Genomic DNA, 15,172 nt, shown 5'->3' on the forward strand with positions numbered 1-15,172 from the left:
ATATGACATCTAATTATTATCAAGTGAAAATTATTAATGTAAAAAAACTGCCTATCTTAGTGAATCTAGATGAAGTTCACGATAAGGATTTTTTGTTTTCCTATAATAAAGAACCCTATGTATTTTTAAAAAAACAAAAAAATGGTGATTACACTATCTGCAAAGGTCAGAATAGGGGGCTAGTATGCGAAAAAAAATAACGAAAACACTATGTCTTGGCGTTTTATTTGGTATTGGATTGGGATATGTGTTTGGGAGGTTTTATTCCTACTTTCATCCCATGAAAGATATAGAAGGCTACTGGGCAGTTAATCATGATTTTAATTATCTAACAGAAAATTATCATGTTTGTTCCAGAGTTAGTGTTATTGGAGGAGAAGTTAAATCATCTGCAGATGTATATGGTAATGATGGTTATGTAAAAGCAAGAAGAAATATTGCTTTTAATGTGGTAGATGTTAAGGAAAATATTTTTCTCGGTAATATATTATCTCTAACTATTATAGAGGATAAAGATCGTTATCTGGATGACCTTCTAAATACGCCTTATGAGGTAAGCCACCCTATTTTCTATCGACTGAACGAAGATATGATGTTGATAGAACAATCCGAGGGGCATCCTGTTAATAATTTACGTTTACTGACTCGTAGTGATATATAAATATATCTTTCTGCCTATTGAAATATATCTGTCATATTTGATGAGTAATATTTCCATGTTAACCATAGCTAAGAGTGAAAATAAATTTTTATCTGCATTGCGTTTTTTGTTAATAAACTGGTTCTGAAGGAAAGTTATCAGCAGTTGCATCAGGGCTTAATGGAACTTGGACAGGGGTTGGCCAAGAATAATAATATTGATTTTTTCTTTAAAGCCCCTATCCAAGATTTTCAAAGTGATTTTACTGAAAAATATTATCGTTATTTGCAGGAAAGCGAAAATAACCGCATGGTAATGGATAGCCAATTACTCTCTTCATTATCCTCGACAAAGCAGGCCGTTATTATTGCTTTGGTTATTCTATTGTGTCTTGCATTCTCTGTCTGGTTTCTGTAACTCGTTTTTGTTTGCCAACCGCAGTACAACCTCCTCAAGATATTAATAAGGAGGTTGCGGTTAGTTTTTAATGTGCCGCAATGCTTTTTAATAACTCACTCCAGCCAGACGGATTTCCATAATATTCATTTGCGGGCAGGGGCGTTATTTTTCCTTGTTCGTCTTCCAGTGAAAAAGTAGGGAAGCCGTGTCCATGTACTTTAGCCAGTAATGCGCGGCTTTCAGCAATATGCTGGCTGGATGTTGTTAAGGCGCTATTGTAGGCGTTTATAAATGAATCCCTATCTAGCCCAAGTTTCACTGCAAGTTCCGTTAACACGGGAGTATCTGCGATGCGGCGGCCTTCAACATAATGAGCGTGTTGGATGCGGTGCAACATTTCTGCACCCCGGCCGGCAAGTGACTCCGATGCCAAAATAGCGGCGATCGGCGGTGTGGAGTCCATAATAGCTGAAGTATCCTTCAGTAAATTATTAAAGTAATCATCACCAAAAATTTGCCCGGTTAACTGTGCAATACGTTGGTCATGGGGCATGACATAGCTACGCCATTGGCTATCTATTTGGCGACGATTAGCTCCTGACATCATTCCACCACCGTGCAATACCAGAGTGAGCTTAGGAATATTTTGTGCAGCTTGTACCAGTGGCGCGGCACCATAACACCAGCCACATAATGGATCAAAAATGTAATGTAACTTTGTACCGGCCATTGTGTTTTCCTAAAATTATATTTTCTGATGTGCTCATTCAGTGACAATTAATATTGATGGCTTTTATTGCGGCCATTTCATTTCGTTTTTAAGTACCTTGGCGCTTAATTCCAGGCTAGATTCATCTTTCAGCTCAGGGTAATGTTTTTTCATCGCTGCAATTAGTTCAGCTGAGTTTTTTGCTTTAGGAATTTCTGTGTTTAACGTCGTTAAATAACGTTGAGTAAAGGTCACTGATTCCAGTGTTTGTGGTGCGCTATCAAGATAATGCCCTGGAACCACGGTGACTGGTTTCAATGCTTTGATTTTTTCCAGTGTTGTCAGCCAGTTTTGGCGTGATTCAGCTGTTTGAGTATCAGCGACCCATAAATGAATATTACCCGAGACGGCAACACCACCAACGACTGCTTTTAATGATGGGATCCAGACAAATGTTTTTTCTGGCGATGGCCCATCTAAGCCTTCAATATTAATTTCCTGTCCATCAATCGTAAAACTTTTGCCTTGCAGCTCTTGCGGGACAATGACACGGGTAGGGGCGTTTTCTTTCAAAATCGGACCCCAATAGGCCATTTTCCCATCTTTGGTGGCTTTAATTTCTTCAATGGTTTGCGGGGTTGCGATCACTTTAGCTTGTGGAAACGCCTTGGTAATCACATCCAGGCCGAAATAGAAGTCAGGATCTGCCTGGCTGATATAAATAGTGGTCAGTTTCTTACCGCTTTGCTGAATTTTCTTCACCAGTGCTTCGGCATCATTGCGCTGAAATTGAGTATCAATGAGCACCACTTCAGTTTTACCGCTGATAATTTCAGACGATACCGGGAAGATGCTTTTTTCGCCGGGGTTATAAACTTCCATTTTAAGCTGTTCAGCGGCATTCGCCGTTAATACAGCAGCGAAAGTTGTCAGGCCAGCAAAGGCTATTTGTAATAGAGTTTTATTTAACATGTTCGTTTTCCTGGGAGTAACTGGGGTATGGGCTAGATAATAGATTGCTTATATCGATAGAAAAACCCAATAATAAGCAATTGTTTGTTGCTTAAATCGAGCTAATTATGGATAGGATTACCGCAGCAGAGGTATTTGTCGCCATTGTTGAGCGGGGCAGTATGATTGCCGCAGCCGAGGCTTTGGATATGTCGCGGGCCATGGTGACACGCTATTTGGCGCAGATGGAGCAATGGGCCGGAGCACGTTTATTGCACCGAACAACTCGAAAATTGAGTCTGACTCATGCAGGGGAGTCCACACTCACGCGTTGCCGACATATGCTTGAATTTGCTAAAGATATAAATTTAGTTGAGGGGCAAGAAAATGATGAACTGCGCGGTTTGTTGCGTATCAGTTGCTCTCAATCCCTAGGACAAAGTGCAGTGGCGATTGCTGTTACTGACTATTTACGTCGCCATCCTCAGGTCGCAGTGGATTTACAAATGGATAACCGAACTGTCAATTTGGTGGAGGAACGTATTGATTTGGCACTGCGTATTACCAATGATTTAGACCCCAATTTAATCGCTCGTCCGCTCTCCATCTGCCATTCGGTGGTTTGCGCTGCGCCGAGTTATTTATCTGCTAAAGGAACGCCGAAAACCCCACCTGATTTGGCGGTTCACAATTGCCTGACCTATTCCTATTTTGGTAAAAGTTTATGGCATTTTGATCAACAAGGGATTAAATCATCTGTTGCGGTTGGGGGGAATCTCAGTGCCAATGAATCAGTCGTTTTGCTCAGCGGAGCATTAGAAGGCGCCGGTATCACTTTGCAACCCAGCTACTCCGCCGCGCCTTATATTGCCCGTGGTGAACTAATAAGATTATTGCCAGATTATCAGCCACAGGCGATGGGAATTTATGGAATCTATACCTCACGTCGGCAAATGCCAGCGACATTAAGGTCGATGTTGGACTTTCTAGTGGAGTGGTTTGCCACCCACCCCCTGCCTAATTGAAACCGCAGCGGTGTTAGCTGCATTCACTTACCCGAATCACTGACTTGAGTCAGCTCATCGGGATTCATTCATTTGCTGCCTTGCTGTGTCTTCAATTAGTTTGTGGGCCTGCCTAATTGAAGCCGCAGCGGTGTTAGCTGCGCGGTTACATTCTCAAACATATTTTTATTGTTAGCGATGTGTCTAAATTATTATTTATTTCATTTGGTTATCGCTAAAAAAGAGAAATTATTACTTATCAGGCTAGTTATAACTCTGTTCATTACTGGTCATCATTCCTCAACTCATGCTATTTCTATCTATGCCCGTCATGTTGAAATTGATTGGGCATTGCAAGTTGAGAAATTAAACAATTATAAATAATAGGGTTATTGCTGCATTATTCGGCAATTGGCCGCTTTCTTTTGCCTTTTTTCTACTTACTACTACATGTCGGTTAATTATGACTGGCAACTATTTGATCTGCCTGTGACCTACGACGGGGAGATATTATCTGACTGGGAGCTTTGATTATGCCTGTTGCGCTGTTGGCATTAGCACTGAGTGCTTTTGCTATTGGTACCACTGAATTTGTCATTATGGGATTGTTACCGCAGGTAGCGGGTGATTTGCACATCTCGATTCCAACGGCAGGTTGGTTAATCAGTGGCTATGCGCTGGGGGTGGCTATCGGCGCACCTATCATGGCGGTTTTGACGGCTAAATTACCGCGTAAAAAGACATTATTGTTATTAATGGTCATTTTTATCATTGGTAACCTGATGTGTGCTCTGGCATACAGTTATGATTTCCTGATGTTAGCCAGGGTCATTACGGCGCTGAGCCACGGGGCCTTTTTTGGTATTGGCGCTGTGGTGGCGTCTAATCTGGTGGCCCCCAATAGACGGGCGTCTGCGGTGGCGCTGATGTTTACCGGCCTGACACTGGCGAATGTGTTGGGCGTCCCTTTGGGAACCGCTTTGGGGCAAGCTTTCGGTTGGCGCTCGACATTTTGGGTGGTCTCGGTCATCGGCTTATTCTCACTGGCAACACTTTATAGCAAGCTGCCTTCTTCGCAGGAGGAAGCGCCGACCGAGTTACGCAAAGAGATTGCGGCGCTGCGCGGTGGCGGTATCTGGTTATCTTTACTGATGACGGTCTTTTTTGCCGCGGCGATGTTCGCTCTCTTTACTTATATCGCGCCAATTCTGACTGAAGTGACTCAGGTTTCTGAGCACGGAATCAGTTGGACATTGTTGTTGATGGGGGTGGGCCTGACATTGGGCAATATTGTTGGTGGACGGTTGGCTGATTGGCGATTATCTGTGAGCCTGACGATGACTTTCTTACTCATCGCGATATTATCTGCCCTCTTTAGTTGGACCAGCAACTCATTCCTGGCGGCGGAAGTGACGTTATTCTTGTGGTCAGCTGCGGCATTCTCAGCCGTGCCAGCGTTGCAAATTAACGTCGTCACTTATGGCAAAAAAGCCCCTAACTTGGTATCAACCCTCAATATTGCAGCCTTTAATGTCGGTAATGCTTTAGGGGCGTGGGTCGGGGGAGTGGTGATCGCCAAAGGATTGGGATTGACGGCCGTCCCGCTGGCCGCCGCCGCACTCGCCGTTATTGGTTTGCTGCTGTGTCTGTTTACTTTTTCTCGGGCGCGCGCCAGTAAGGTCACTGCCGCTTAATTAACCGCTTAATACTGTTGGGCAATCACCGCGGCCAGACGTCGTTGGAAGGTGATTGCCTGCTGTTTTAGATGCTCGATAAAGGTATCCACCAGGGTTGATGATGGGCGATGTATTGGTTGTATCAGGCTGATAGTAAAGGGAATTTCAACACTAAATGGCCGTATGCAAACGCCATCACCGGCTCCTTTGCCGATATAATCCAGCGCGGTTAATGGGTTAACAATGGAAACCCCCACGCCCTCCCGCACCATAGCGCAAACTGATGCTGCGCTGTGAGTTTCCAAAACTAACCGTCGATTAATACCTTGTTCCGTAAAGAGATTGTCCAACAATTGGCGATAACTGTCGGTGACTGACAGGCTAATAAAATTCTCGCCCTGGAAATCTTGCGGTGTGAGAACCATTTTTTCCCGCAACGGGTGATCCTTGGGTAACACACAAATTTCATTCACCGTCATCAGCGCATGGCGCACCGTGCCTGCTGGGGTCTGGGTATTTTCTGTCAGGCCGAGGTCGTGCCGCTGGGCTGAAAGCCATTCTTCTAATAAAGGCGATTCTTGCGGAATAACACTGAGGCTAACTTCCGGATAGCGGTCAATAAAGGGTTTGCACACCGCCGGTAGCAGTGACTGAGAAAATACCGGCAGGCAAGCAATAGAAAGTTGTGCATGCTGGAATTGGCGGATCCCCTCGGCGGCTTGTTTAATACGATCAAGCCCATAATAAGAGCGCTGAACCTCTTCAAATAAGCGCAAACCTTGCACTGTGGGATACAACCGCCCGCGCACCCGATCAAACAGCTTTAATTGGACTAATTGCTCAAAGCGAGCCAATTCACGGCTGACAGTCGGTTGTGATGTCTGGAGCAATAATGCGGCTTCAGTCAGATTGCCGGTGGTCATAACAGCATGAAAAATTTCTATTTGTCGTAGGGAAATAGCGGGCATCACAGCGCTCCGGCGGTGGTGTAAAAGTCATCTAATCCATATCATAAATGAATAGACTAAGGGTAAATAGATATTTTCCTCACTAGCACTCTGTCGTTAATAATAAGTCATCCGCGAAATCCTTATTTTCGCCCCCGATATTGACCACCCATTATTAGGACATACCTATGCCGCGCGCACTTAACGACATTTCTACGGCACTGACTGCCCAAAATCTGATTGCTTTACCCGAGCGTTTTGGTTGCCCGGTCTGGGCCTATGATGGTGAGATTATTACGCAAAAAATCAATCAATTGCGTCATTTTGATGTCATTCGCTTTGCTCAGAAAGCCTGTTCAAATATTCATATTTTGCGGCTGATGCGTGAGCAAGGGGTCAAAGTTGACTCGGTATCACTGGGCGAGATAGAACGCGCATTACAGGCTGGTTTCCAGCCGGGACAAGAACCCGCTGAGATTGTTTTTACTGCGGATTTACTGGATCAGGCCACATTACTGCGGGTGACGGAATTAAACATTCCGGTGAATGCGGGTTCCATCGACATGCTCGACCAGTTGGGGCAACATGCGCCCGGCCACCCAGTCTGGCTGCGGGTCAATCCGGGTTTCGGCCATGGGCACAGTCAGAAAACCAATACCGGCGGTGAAAACAGTAAACACGGTATTTGGCATGAAGATTTGCTGCAAGCCATTGAGAAAATTCAGCAATATGGCTTAACGCTGGTGGGCATTCATATGCATATTGGCTCCGGTGTTGATTATCAGCATTTGGAACAAGTTTGTGATGCTATGGTGCAGCAGGTTATCGCGCTTGGGCAAGATATCAGCGCTATTTCGGCGGGTGGCGGGTTATCAATTCCCTATCAATTTGGTGATGATGAGATTGATACCGAGCATTATTATGGCTTATGGAATCGCGCTCGCGAGAAAATTGCCGCCCATTTGGGCCATGCTGTCAGTCTTGAAATTGAACCCGGCCGCTTCCTGGTGGCAGAGTCCGGTGTGCTAATCGCGCAAGTCCGGGCGGTGAAAAACATGGGCCGCCGACACTATGTTTTGGTGGATGCGGGCTTTAATGATTTGATGCGGCCAGCCATGTATGGCAGTTACCACCATATTTCGTTGCTACCTGCTGATGGGTGCCCACTGGCTGGCGAGCCACTGCTTGATACTGTGGTCGCAGGCCCGCTTTGCGAGTCTGGGGATGTGTTTACTCAAGAAGCCGGTGGTGGATTAGAAACCCGCGCATTGCCCGCCGCCAAAATTGGCGATTATTTGGTGTTCCATGATACCGGGGCTTATGGCGCGTCAATGTCTTCTAACTACAATAGCCGCCCATTATTACCAGAAGTTTTATTCGAACAGGGGCAGCCGCGTTTAATTCGCCGCCGCCAAACCATCGAAGAACTTATTGCATTAGAGCTGATTTAATCATAGTGACCCAATGCCTCACTCATCTGCCAGTGGGGAGTTAAGATTAGTTTGTGGGCTGGCAACTGAATGGCGGCGCACCAGTGTTGGGCTGAACATATTAGTGATTTCGGGCAGTGGCGTATTATTGGCGAGCGCCAATGCTAATTCTGCCGCCTGAGTTGCCATCGCGACCACCGGATAGCGAATGGTGGTCAGGCGAGGGCGCAGATAACGCGAGATCAACACATCGTCAAAACCGATCAGTGAGATCTCTTGCGGCACCTCGATACTGTTATCACTGAGCACGGATAATGCTCCAGCCGCCATCGAATCATTGTAACAGGTGACCGCCGTGAAATGTTTGCCGCGGCCAAGTAGCTCGGTCATGGCTTGCTCACCGCCGATTTCATCTGGCGTACTGTAGGAAATTAAGCGGTCATCTACCGGGAGACCAAACTCTTCCAGTGCATCCAGATAACCTTGCAGCCGATCAATAGCATCTGAAATCTGATGGTTGGAGCAAATAATCGCAATCCGTTTATGACCTTGCTGAATCAGATGGCGGGTTGCCAGCCAGGCACCGTAGCGATCATCCAATGCCACACAGCGAGTTTCAAAGCCTGGCAAAGTGCGGTTAATCAACACCATACCGGGAATTTGCTGCATTAATGATGTCAATTCTTCATCGGATAATTTTTTGGCATGGACGACCAGCGCGGCACAGCGGTGGCGGATCAGTTGTTCGATAGCCTGACGCTCTTTTTCCTCTTCATGGTAACCGTTTCCAATCAATAGAAAATTACCCGTGGCATAAGCCACTTGCTCGACGGCTTTGACCATTGAGCCAAAGAAAGGGTCGGATACATCACAAACAATCATACCGACGGTTTCTGTTGATTGTTGTGCCAGCGCCCGAGCATTGGCATTCGGGTGGTATTGCAACTGCTCCATGGCGTTGCATACCGCTTTTCTTGATGTTTCACTGGCCTTGGGCGAATTATTGATAACACGAGATACCGTCGCGACGGAAACACCCGCCAGCTTGGCAACATCCTTAATAGTGGCCATTTTTCTTCCAGAAATTTTCAGGGTAATCGCTTACATCACCCAGTTTTGCGGAAAACCGGGCGCTCCGCAAGGGGGGATGATCGCAACTTGGTGAGAAAAAACCGCAGCACCGAAAATTAGGAACATTACCCAGGATTGGCGACAAAAAAAGTCACTCCGCCAGACAGCGCACAAAAAAACCATCAGTGCCCGCTTAGTCCAAAATATTTAGGTTTAGTCAAAATTGTGCTTTGGGTTTACTGCCGGGTAAATGTTACTTTTATGATCTATTTAATTGTCTGAGATAGCCATGTCCATCACCCGTTACCCCCAGCTTGCCCACTGGGGCGCATACACTGCTGTCGTTGAGGATGGTAAATTAATTCGCTGCGAACCTTTTGCCGCTGACTCCAATCCGTCACCCTTGCTGGATTCTATTGCCCCAATGGTCTATTCCGACAAACGTATCCGCAAACCCGCAGTACGCCGCTCGTGGTTACAGCACCGGGAAAAAAGTGACCGCACTTTGCGTGGACGGGAAGATTTTGTTGAGGTGGACTGGGATGTTGCACTGGATTTAGTCGCAGCAGAGAATCGCCGTGTGAGGGAAAAATATGGCCCATCAGGGCTATTTACCGGCTCCTATGGCTGGTCTTCTGCTGGGCGTTTACATCACGCCCGCTCATTAGTTCGGCGTTTCTATTTCAGTGGCGGTGGGGGGGTTGATCAACTTGGTAACTACAGTTGGGGTTCGGCGCAGTTTTTCTTACCCTATGTGATAGGGACTTTTAGCCCACTGACCGGCAGAGTGACCTCTTGGCCGAGTGTGGTCGAGCACTGCGAACTGTTTATCGCCTTTGGCGGACTGGCGCTGAAAAATGCTCAAGTATCCTCTGGCGGTTCGGCGGAACACTCATTAAAACCCTGGCTGGAGAAATTAGCGCAAAAAGGGACGCCGGTGATTAACATCAGCCCGATGCGGGATGACTGCCCAGACTTTGTTCATGCGGAATGGATACCCATTCGCCCGAATACCGATGTGGCATTGATGTTGGCGCTGGCATATGAAATTCAGCGGGTTGGGGGAGAAGACCGTGCTTTTCTGGCTAGCCACTGTGTGGGTTATGAGCAATTAGCCGATTACATTCGTGGAGTGAGTGATGGAGTCGCGAAAACGCCAGACTGGGCCAGTGAAATCACCGGTATTCCGGCGGCAAGAATAAGTCAGTTAGCACAGCAACTTATTGGTGTGCGCAGCTTTATGACTTGCTCCTATTCAGTTCAGCGCGCACATCGTGGCGAGCAACCTTACTGGATGGTAATCGCGCTATCCGCCATGTTAGGGCAAGTGGGCTTGCCAGGTGGCGGTTTCTCATTCGGTCACGGCTCAATGAATGGCGTGGGCAATCCCAGAATTGATACCCCAGGGCCAACGATGTCGGTGGGGAAAAATCCATCCGGGCTGGCGATTCCCGTGGCACGGATTTGTGACATGTTGCTGCAACCGGGGCAGCCTTATCAGTTTCAGGGCGAAACTCATACCTACCCCGACATTCATTTGGTGCACTGGGCGGGCGGTAACCCTTTCCATCATCATCAGCAATTAAACCGGCTGATGGAGGGCTGGCAAAAGCCGGATACCGTGATTGTGCAGGATATTTGGTGGACACCGGCGGCTAAAATGGCCGATATCGTGTTGCCAGTGACCAGCTCGCTGGAGCGTAATGATATTGGTGGCTCGTCTCGGGACCGCTATGTTTTGGCGATGCATCAGGCCATTGCCCCGCAGCATCAAGCCCGGCACGATTTCGATATTTTTGCTGATTTGGCTGAGCGGCTCGGTTATCGCGACACCTTTACTGAGGGGCGCGATGAAATGGCGTGGATTAAGCATATCTATCAAGAATGTGGTGCCGCCCAACAGCCCCATGGGGTGGAATGGCCTGATTTTGATACTTTCTGGCAACGGGGACATGTGGACTTACCGGCCCCACAGAAAGAGTTTGTTTTCTTTGATGCTTTCCGCTCTGATCCGCAGGTTAATCCACTGCAGACGCCGAGCGGTAAAATTGAGTTATTCAGTGAAAAAATCGCCAGTTATCAATATGATGATTTTGCTCCGCATGCACAATGGAAGCCCCCTATTGAATGGCTGGGCGCACCGCAGGCGGAACAATGGCCGCTGCATTTGATTTCTATTCAGCCGAGTGACCGCTTGCACAGCCAGCTTGATCCGGCCCCTTTGGCGCAGGGGAATAAAACCGCAGGGCGCGAAACTCTTTATATGCATCCGCAAGATGCGGCCAGCCGCGAGATAACTGAGGGCAGCCAGGTGAAAGTGAGTAATTTACGCGGCAATTGTCTGGCGGGGGTGCGCATTACTGATGGGGTGACTCGTGGCGTGGTGCTGATGGCTACCGGGGCATGGTTTGACCCCGGCTTTGGCAGTCAGCAATCTATTGGCAATCAACAATCTATTGATAGTCAACAACCTCAAGTTGAGCAATCCGGTAATCCAAATGTCCTGACATTGGATATTGGCACTTCTCGTTTGACCCAAGGCCCGAACGCGATGAGTTGCCTGGTTGAGGTGGCGCTATACTAAGACACCGAATGTACCTTAATGAATTACAAAACTTTTCGGCTCACTCACAATGTTCACTCCTGGTTACACTTTGCACGTAAATGTTGCGATTGCTTGCTGGCAGAGGTTTCACACAAACAGATACAGTAGTGATCCCAGAGGTATTAATTGGTGAATAATCAACATACGCTGTGTGTTAAAGCCAGTTTTTTATTTGCACCGACCTACGCAGATGCGTAGGTTTTTTTTTATTTGTCCTCTTAGCACGTATTTCCAGCCTCCTCTTACAGATAAATCAGCCACTATTATAGTATTCTCTTCTTATCATATTCATCGAGTTATAGAGAAACAGATATGGCTTATCGCTTGTTACGTGCTCTTTTTCGTGGGTTGTTTCGCGTCACCATCGAGGGTATTACTGACCAGTTTTCACACCAAAAGCTGATTATTACCCCTAATCATGTCTCTTTCCTTGATGGTGCTTTGTTAGCCCTGTTTCTCCCAATAAAACCAGTATTTGCGGTCTATTCCAACATCACTGAAAGTTGGTATATGCGCTGGTTGCGGCCCTATGTGGATTTTGTCGCGCTTGATCCGACCAAGCCGATGGTCATCAAACACTTGGTCAGAATGGTCGAGCAGGGCAGGCCGGTGGTGATATTTCCCGAGGGCCGAATTACCGTGACCGGCTCATTGATGAAAATTTATGATGGCGCTGCATTTGTGGCCGCGAAATCAGGCGCTATGGTGGTTCCTGTCCGTTTAGAAGGCCCTGAATTTACCCATTTTGGCCGATTGGGCGAGGTGCTAAAAGTCCGTTGGTTGCCACAAATCAGTATTCATGTGCTGCCCGCAACCCCCTTACCTATGCCGCAAGCTCCGCGTGCCCGTGACCGCCGGGTACTGGCGGGTGAGCGTTTACACACCATCATGATGGCGGCGCGGATGGCTATTGTGCCGCGCGAAACGTTATTCGAAGCGCTGCTATCAGCACAAACGCGCTATGGGCGCTTTAAACCCTGCATCGAAGACATTTCCTTTAAAGAAGATAGTTATCAAACGCTGCTAAAGAAAATCTTAGGTGTCAGCCGTATTCTGCAACGTTTTACCGCGCAGGGAGAGCATGTGGGGATGCTCTTGCCCAATGCGACTATCACGGCTGCGGTGATTTTCGGCGCTACCCTGCGGGGCCGTATCCCGGCGCTGCTTAATTACACCTCCGGTGCTAAAGGTCTGAAAAGCGCCATTACCGCAGCTTCATTGAAGACTATCGTCACTTCGCGCCAGTTCTTGGAAAAGGGCAAACTGACACATTTGCCTGAGCAGGTAACAGAGGCCAATTGGGTCTATCTGGAAGATTTAAAAGACACCGTGACTCTGGCTGATAAGCTATGGATTTTATGCCATTTATGCTGCCCACGCCGGGCGATGGTTCCGCAGCAGGCTGACGATAGCGCCTTGATTTTGTTCACCTCCGGTTCAGAGGGTAACCCGAAAGGCGTGGTACATTCCCATGCCAGTTTATTGGCCAACGTCGAGCAGATCCGCACCATTGCAGACTTCACACCGCGCGACCGTTTTATGTCGTCACTGCCGCTGTTCCATGCTTTTGGCCTAACAGTCGGTTTATTCACCCCGTTAATGACCGGCAGCCGTGTATTCCTTTACCCCAGCCCGCTGCATTATCGGGTAGTCCCTGAACTGGTGTATGACCGCAACTGTACCGTGCTGTTTGGGACGTCCACTTTCTTGGGCAATTATGCCCGCTTTGCCCATCCGTATGATTTTGCCCGCTTGCGTTATGTGGTGGCTGGCGCTGAAAAGTTATCCGATAGCACTAAACAGATTTGGCAGGATAAATTTGGTATTCGTATTTTGGAAGGTTATGGCGTCACGGAATGCGCGCCAGTGGTGGCCATTAACGTGCCGATGGCAGCAAAAGTGAATACTGTGGGCCGCATTCTGCCCGCGATGGAATCCCGCTTGATTCCGGTACCCGGTATTGAGCAGGGCGGGCGTTTACAATTGTGCGGCCCGAATATTATGCGTGGCTACCTGCGGGTAGAAAATCCGGGGGTGCTGGAGCAACCCTCTGCCGAAAATGCTCAGGGTGAGCAGGAAGCCGGTTGGTATGACACCGGGGATATTGTGGTAATTGATGAGCAAGGATTTTGCGCCATTCGTGGCCGGATGAAGCGCTTTGCTAAATTAGCCGGAGAAATGGTCTCACTGGAGAGTGTCGAGCAGCTTGCACTGCGAATTTCACCGGCGGGACAACATGCTGCGGCCACGAAAACAGACAGAGCCAAAGGGGAAGCTTTGGTGCTGTTTACCACTGATAATGAAATAACTCGCGAGAAACTACTCAAAGCAGCGCGGGAAAGCGGGGTTCCTGAACTGGCGGTCCCTCGCGACATTCGGGTGGTGAAAGCCTTGCCCTTGCTGGGGAGCGGAAAACCTGACTTTGTGACGTTAACTAAAATGGCGGAAGATCCGGAGATGAGCGCATGAGTCAGCAAGTATTAGAAGGTAAGCCACTGTTATCAAAGGGTATGGTTGCGGTTCTCTGCGCGCAATTTTTCTCAGCTTTCGGCGATAACGCACTGCTTTTCGCCACATTGGCATTAATTAAGCAGCAGCTATACCCCGACTGGAGCCAGCCAATTTTACAAATGGCATTCGTCGCGACCTATATCATTCTAGCGCCGTTTGTCGGGCAATTTGCCGATAGCTTTGCCAAAGGGCGGGTGATGATGGTGGCGAACGGCTTGAAACTGGCCGGTGCGTTGGTTATCTGCTTTGGCTTTAATCCGTTTCTGGGGTATAGCCTGGTGGGGGTGGGGGCTGCGGCCTATTCACCCGCTAAATATGGGATTTTGGGGGAAATCACCTCCGGAGAACAGTTGGTTAAAGCTAACGGCATGATGGAAGCTTCCACCATCGCCGCTATTTTACTCGGCTCGGTCGCCGGGGGCGTGCTGGCTGATTGGCATCTGGGGGCGGCATTGGGGGTGTGCGCGCTGGTTTATGCTATTGCGGTGGTCGCGAATATGTTTATCCCAAGGTTAGCCGCCGCGCGCTCCGGTAGCTCGTGGCGGCCGCGGGCAATGACTGGCAGTTTCTTTGCGGCTTGTCGGATTTTATGGCGCGATGGTGAAACTCGCTTCTCACTGGCGGGAACCAGCTTGTTTTGGGGCGCGGGAGTCACATTGCGTTTCCTGCTGGTGCTCTGGGTGCCTATTGCGCTAGGGATCACGGATAACGCGACTCCGACACTCCTCAATGCCATGGTGGCGATTGGTATTGTTGTTGGGGCGGGGGCTGCGGCTCGTTTTATCACATTGAAAACGGTGAAGCGCTGCTTACCCGCAGGGGTATTGATTGGTGTGGCAGTGGCGATTTTTGCTCTGCAACACAGCATGCCAATGGCTTATTCGCTATTGATTATCATCGGGATTTTGGGCGGATTCTTTGTGGTTCCGCTCAATGCTTTATTGCAAGAGCGCGGTAAAAATAGTGTCGGTGCGGGCAATGCTATTGCGGTGCAAAATCTCGGTGAAAACACTGCGATGCTGCTGATGTTGGGCGTGTTCTCGGTGGTGGTGAAACTCGGCGTACCCGTGGTGGCGGTAGGGGTTGGCTTCGGCGTGATATTTGCACTGGCGATAGCGCTGCTCTGGGGTTGGCAGTGGCGGCAACAACGGCATAAAGCAGCAAAATGATAAAGTCATCAAAACGAAAGGCTACAATAGCACCGCGCGTGAATGCCATGGTTGCATCAA

At 48.3% G+C, this 15,172-nt stretch carries 11 protein-coding genes and 2 pseudogenes; 9 read left to right on the forward strand and 4 right to left on the reverse strand.

Going from position 1 to position 15,172, the window contains the following annotated elements:
* The 3 genes and pseudogenes from FTA91_RS20230 to FTA91_RS14890 form a co-directional block, all read left to right on the forward strand.
* Positions 1-200 (forward strand): annotated as a pseudogene (locus FTA91_RS20230) (winged helix-turn-helix domain-containing protein); the annotation flags it as partial.
* Positions 185-661, forward strand: coding sequence for a hypothetical protein (locus FTA91_RS14885; protein WP_050113852.1), 477 nt, complete (start codon positions 185-187; stop codon positions 659-661). The pseudogene FTA91_RS20230 and the gene FTA91_RS14885, both read left to right, overlap by 16 nt.
* A 117-nt stretch (positions 662-778) precedes the next feature.
* Positions 779-1,048 (forward strand): annotated as a pseudogene (locus FTA91_RS14890) (Tar ligand binding domain-containing protein); the annotation flags it as partial.
* Between the two features lie 76 nt (positions 1,049-1,124).
* Here FTA91_RS14890 and FTA91_RS14895 read toward each other — a convergent pair.
* Together FTA91_RS14895 and FTA91_RS14900 are read right to left on the reverse strand one after the other, a co-directional pair.
* Positions 1,125-1,769 (reverse strand): DsbA family protein, encoded by a 645-nt coding sequence (locus FTA91_RS14895; RefSeq protein ID WP_050113855.1) that lies wholly within the window; start codon positions 1,767-1,769, stop codon positions 1,125-1,127.
* Positions 1,770-1,832: 63 nt separating this feature from the next.
* Complete coding sequence (locus FTA91_RS14900; RefSeq protein ID WP_050113857.1) at positions 1,833-2,720, reverse strand: MBL fold metallo-hydrolase; 888 nt, start codon at positions 2,718-2,720, stop codon at positions 1,833-1,835.
* A 107-nt stretch (positions 2,721-2,827) separates the two neighbouring features.
* Between FTA91_RS14900 and FTA91_RS14905 the strand changes: the two genes are divergently transcribed.
* Positions 2,828-3,724: a LysR family transcriptional regulator gene (locus tag FTA91_RS14905; protein ID WP_050113858.1), complete on the forward strand. Its 897-nt coding sequence runs from the start codon at positions 2,828-2,830 to the stop codon at positions 3,722-3,724.
* A gap of 512 nt (positions 3,725-4,236) precedes the next feature.
* Positions 4,237-5,397 carry an MFS transporter gene (locus tag FTA91_RS14910; protein WP_050113860.1) on the forward strand — a complete coding sequence of 387 codons (1,161 nt, stop codon included), beginning with the start codon at positions 4,237-4,239 and terminating at the stop codon, positions 5,395-5,397.
* A gap of 8 nt (positions 5,398-5,405) precedes the next feature.
* Here FTA91_RS14910 and FTA91_RS14915 read toward each other — a convergent pair whose 3' ends face one another.
* A complete protein-coding gene (locus FTA91_RS14915) occupies positions 5,406-6,347 on the reverse strand; it encodes a LysR family transcriptional regulator (protein WP_050113862.1) in 942 nt (313 codons plus the stop codon).
* Between the two features lie 167 nt (positions 6,348-6,514).
* Here FTA91_RS14915 and lysA point away from each other — a divergent pair, with 167 nt between their 5' ends.
* Positions 6,515-7,777, forward strand: a complete 1,263-nt coding sequence (lysA, locus tag FTA91_RS14920) for a diaminopimelate decarboxylase (RefSeq protein ID WP_145533852.1) — start codon at positions 6,515-6,517, stop codon at positions 7,775-7,777.
* Positions 7,778-7,795: 18 nt separating this feature from the next.
* Here the strand turns inward: lysA and galR are convergent, their stop codons facing one another.
* A complete protein-coding gene (galR, locus tag FTA91_RS14925) occupies positions 7,796-8,827 on the reverse strand; it encodes an HTH-type transcriptional regulator GalR (protein ID WP_050113866.1) in 1,032 nt (343 codons plus the stop codon).
* A 289-nt stretch (positions 8,828-9,116) separates the two neighbouring features.
* Here galR and FTA91_RS14930 point away from each other — a divergent pair, with 289 nt between their 5' ends.
* From FTA91_RS14930 to lplT, 3 genes are all read left to right on the forward strand, one after another.
* Positions 9,117-11,411 (forward strand): molybdopterin guanine dinucleotide-containing S/N-oxide reductase, encoded by a 2,295-nt coding sequence (locus FTA91_RS14930; RefSeq protein ID WP_145533855.1) that lies wholly within the window; start codon positions 9,117-9,119, stop codon positions 11,409-11,411.
* A gap of 333 nt (positions 11,412-11,744) precedes the next feature.
* Positions 11,745-13,901 (forward strand): bifunctional acyl-ACP--phospholipid O-acyltransferase/long-chain-fatty-acid--ACP ligase, encoded by a 2,157-nt coding sequence (gene aas / locus FTA91_RS14935; RefSeq protein ID WP_145583557.1) that lies wholly within the window; start codon positions 11,745-11,747, stop codon positions 13,899-13,901.
* Positions 13,898-15,112: a lysophospholipid transporter LplT gene (gene lplT, locus FTA91_RS14940; RefSeq protein ID WP_145533861.1), complete on the forward strand. Its 1,215-nt coding sequence runs from the start codon at positions 13,898-13,900 to the stop codon at positions 15,110-15,112. Before aas ends, lplT begins: the two co-directional genes overlap by 4 nt.
* Positions 15,113-15,172: the final 60 nt, after the last annotated feature.

It is taken from the genome of Yersinia thracica (assembly GCF_902170565.1).
Lineage (GTDB): Bacteria > Pseudomonadota > Gammaproteobacteria > Enterobacterales > Enterobacteriaceae > Yersinia > Yersinia thracica.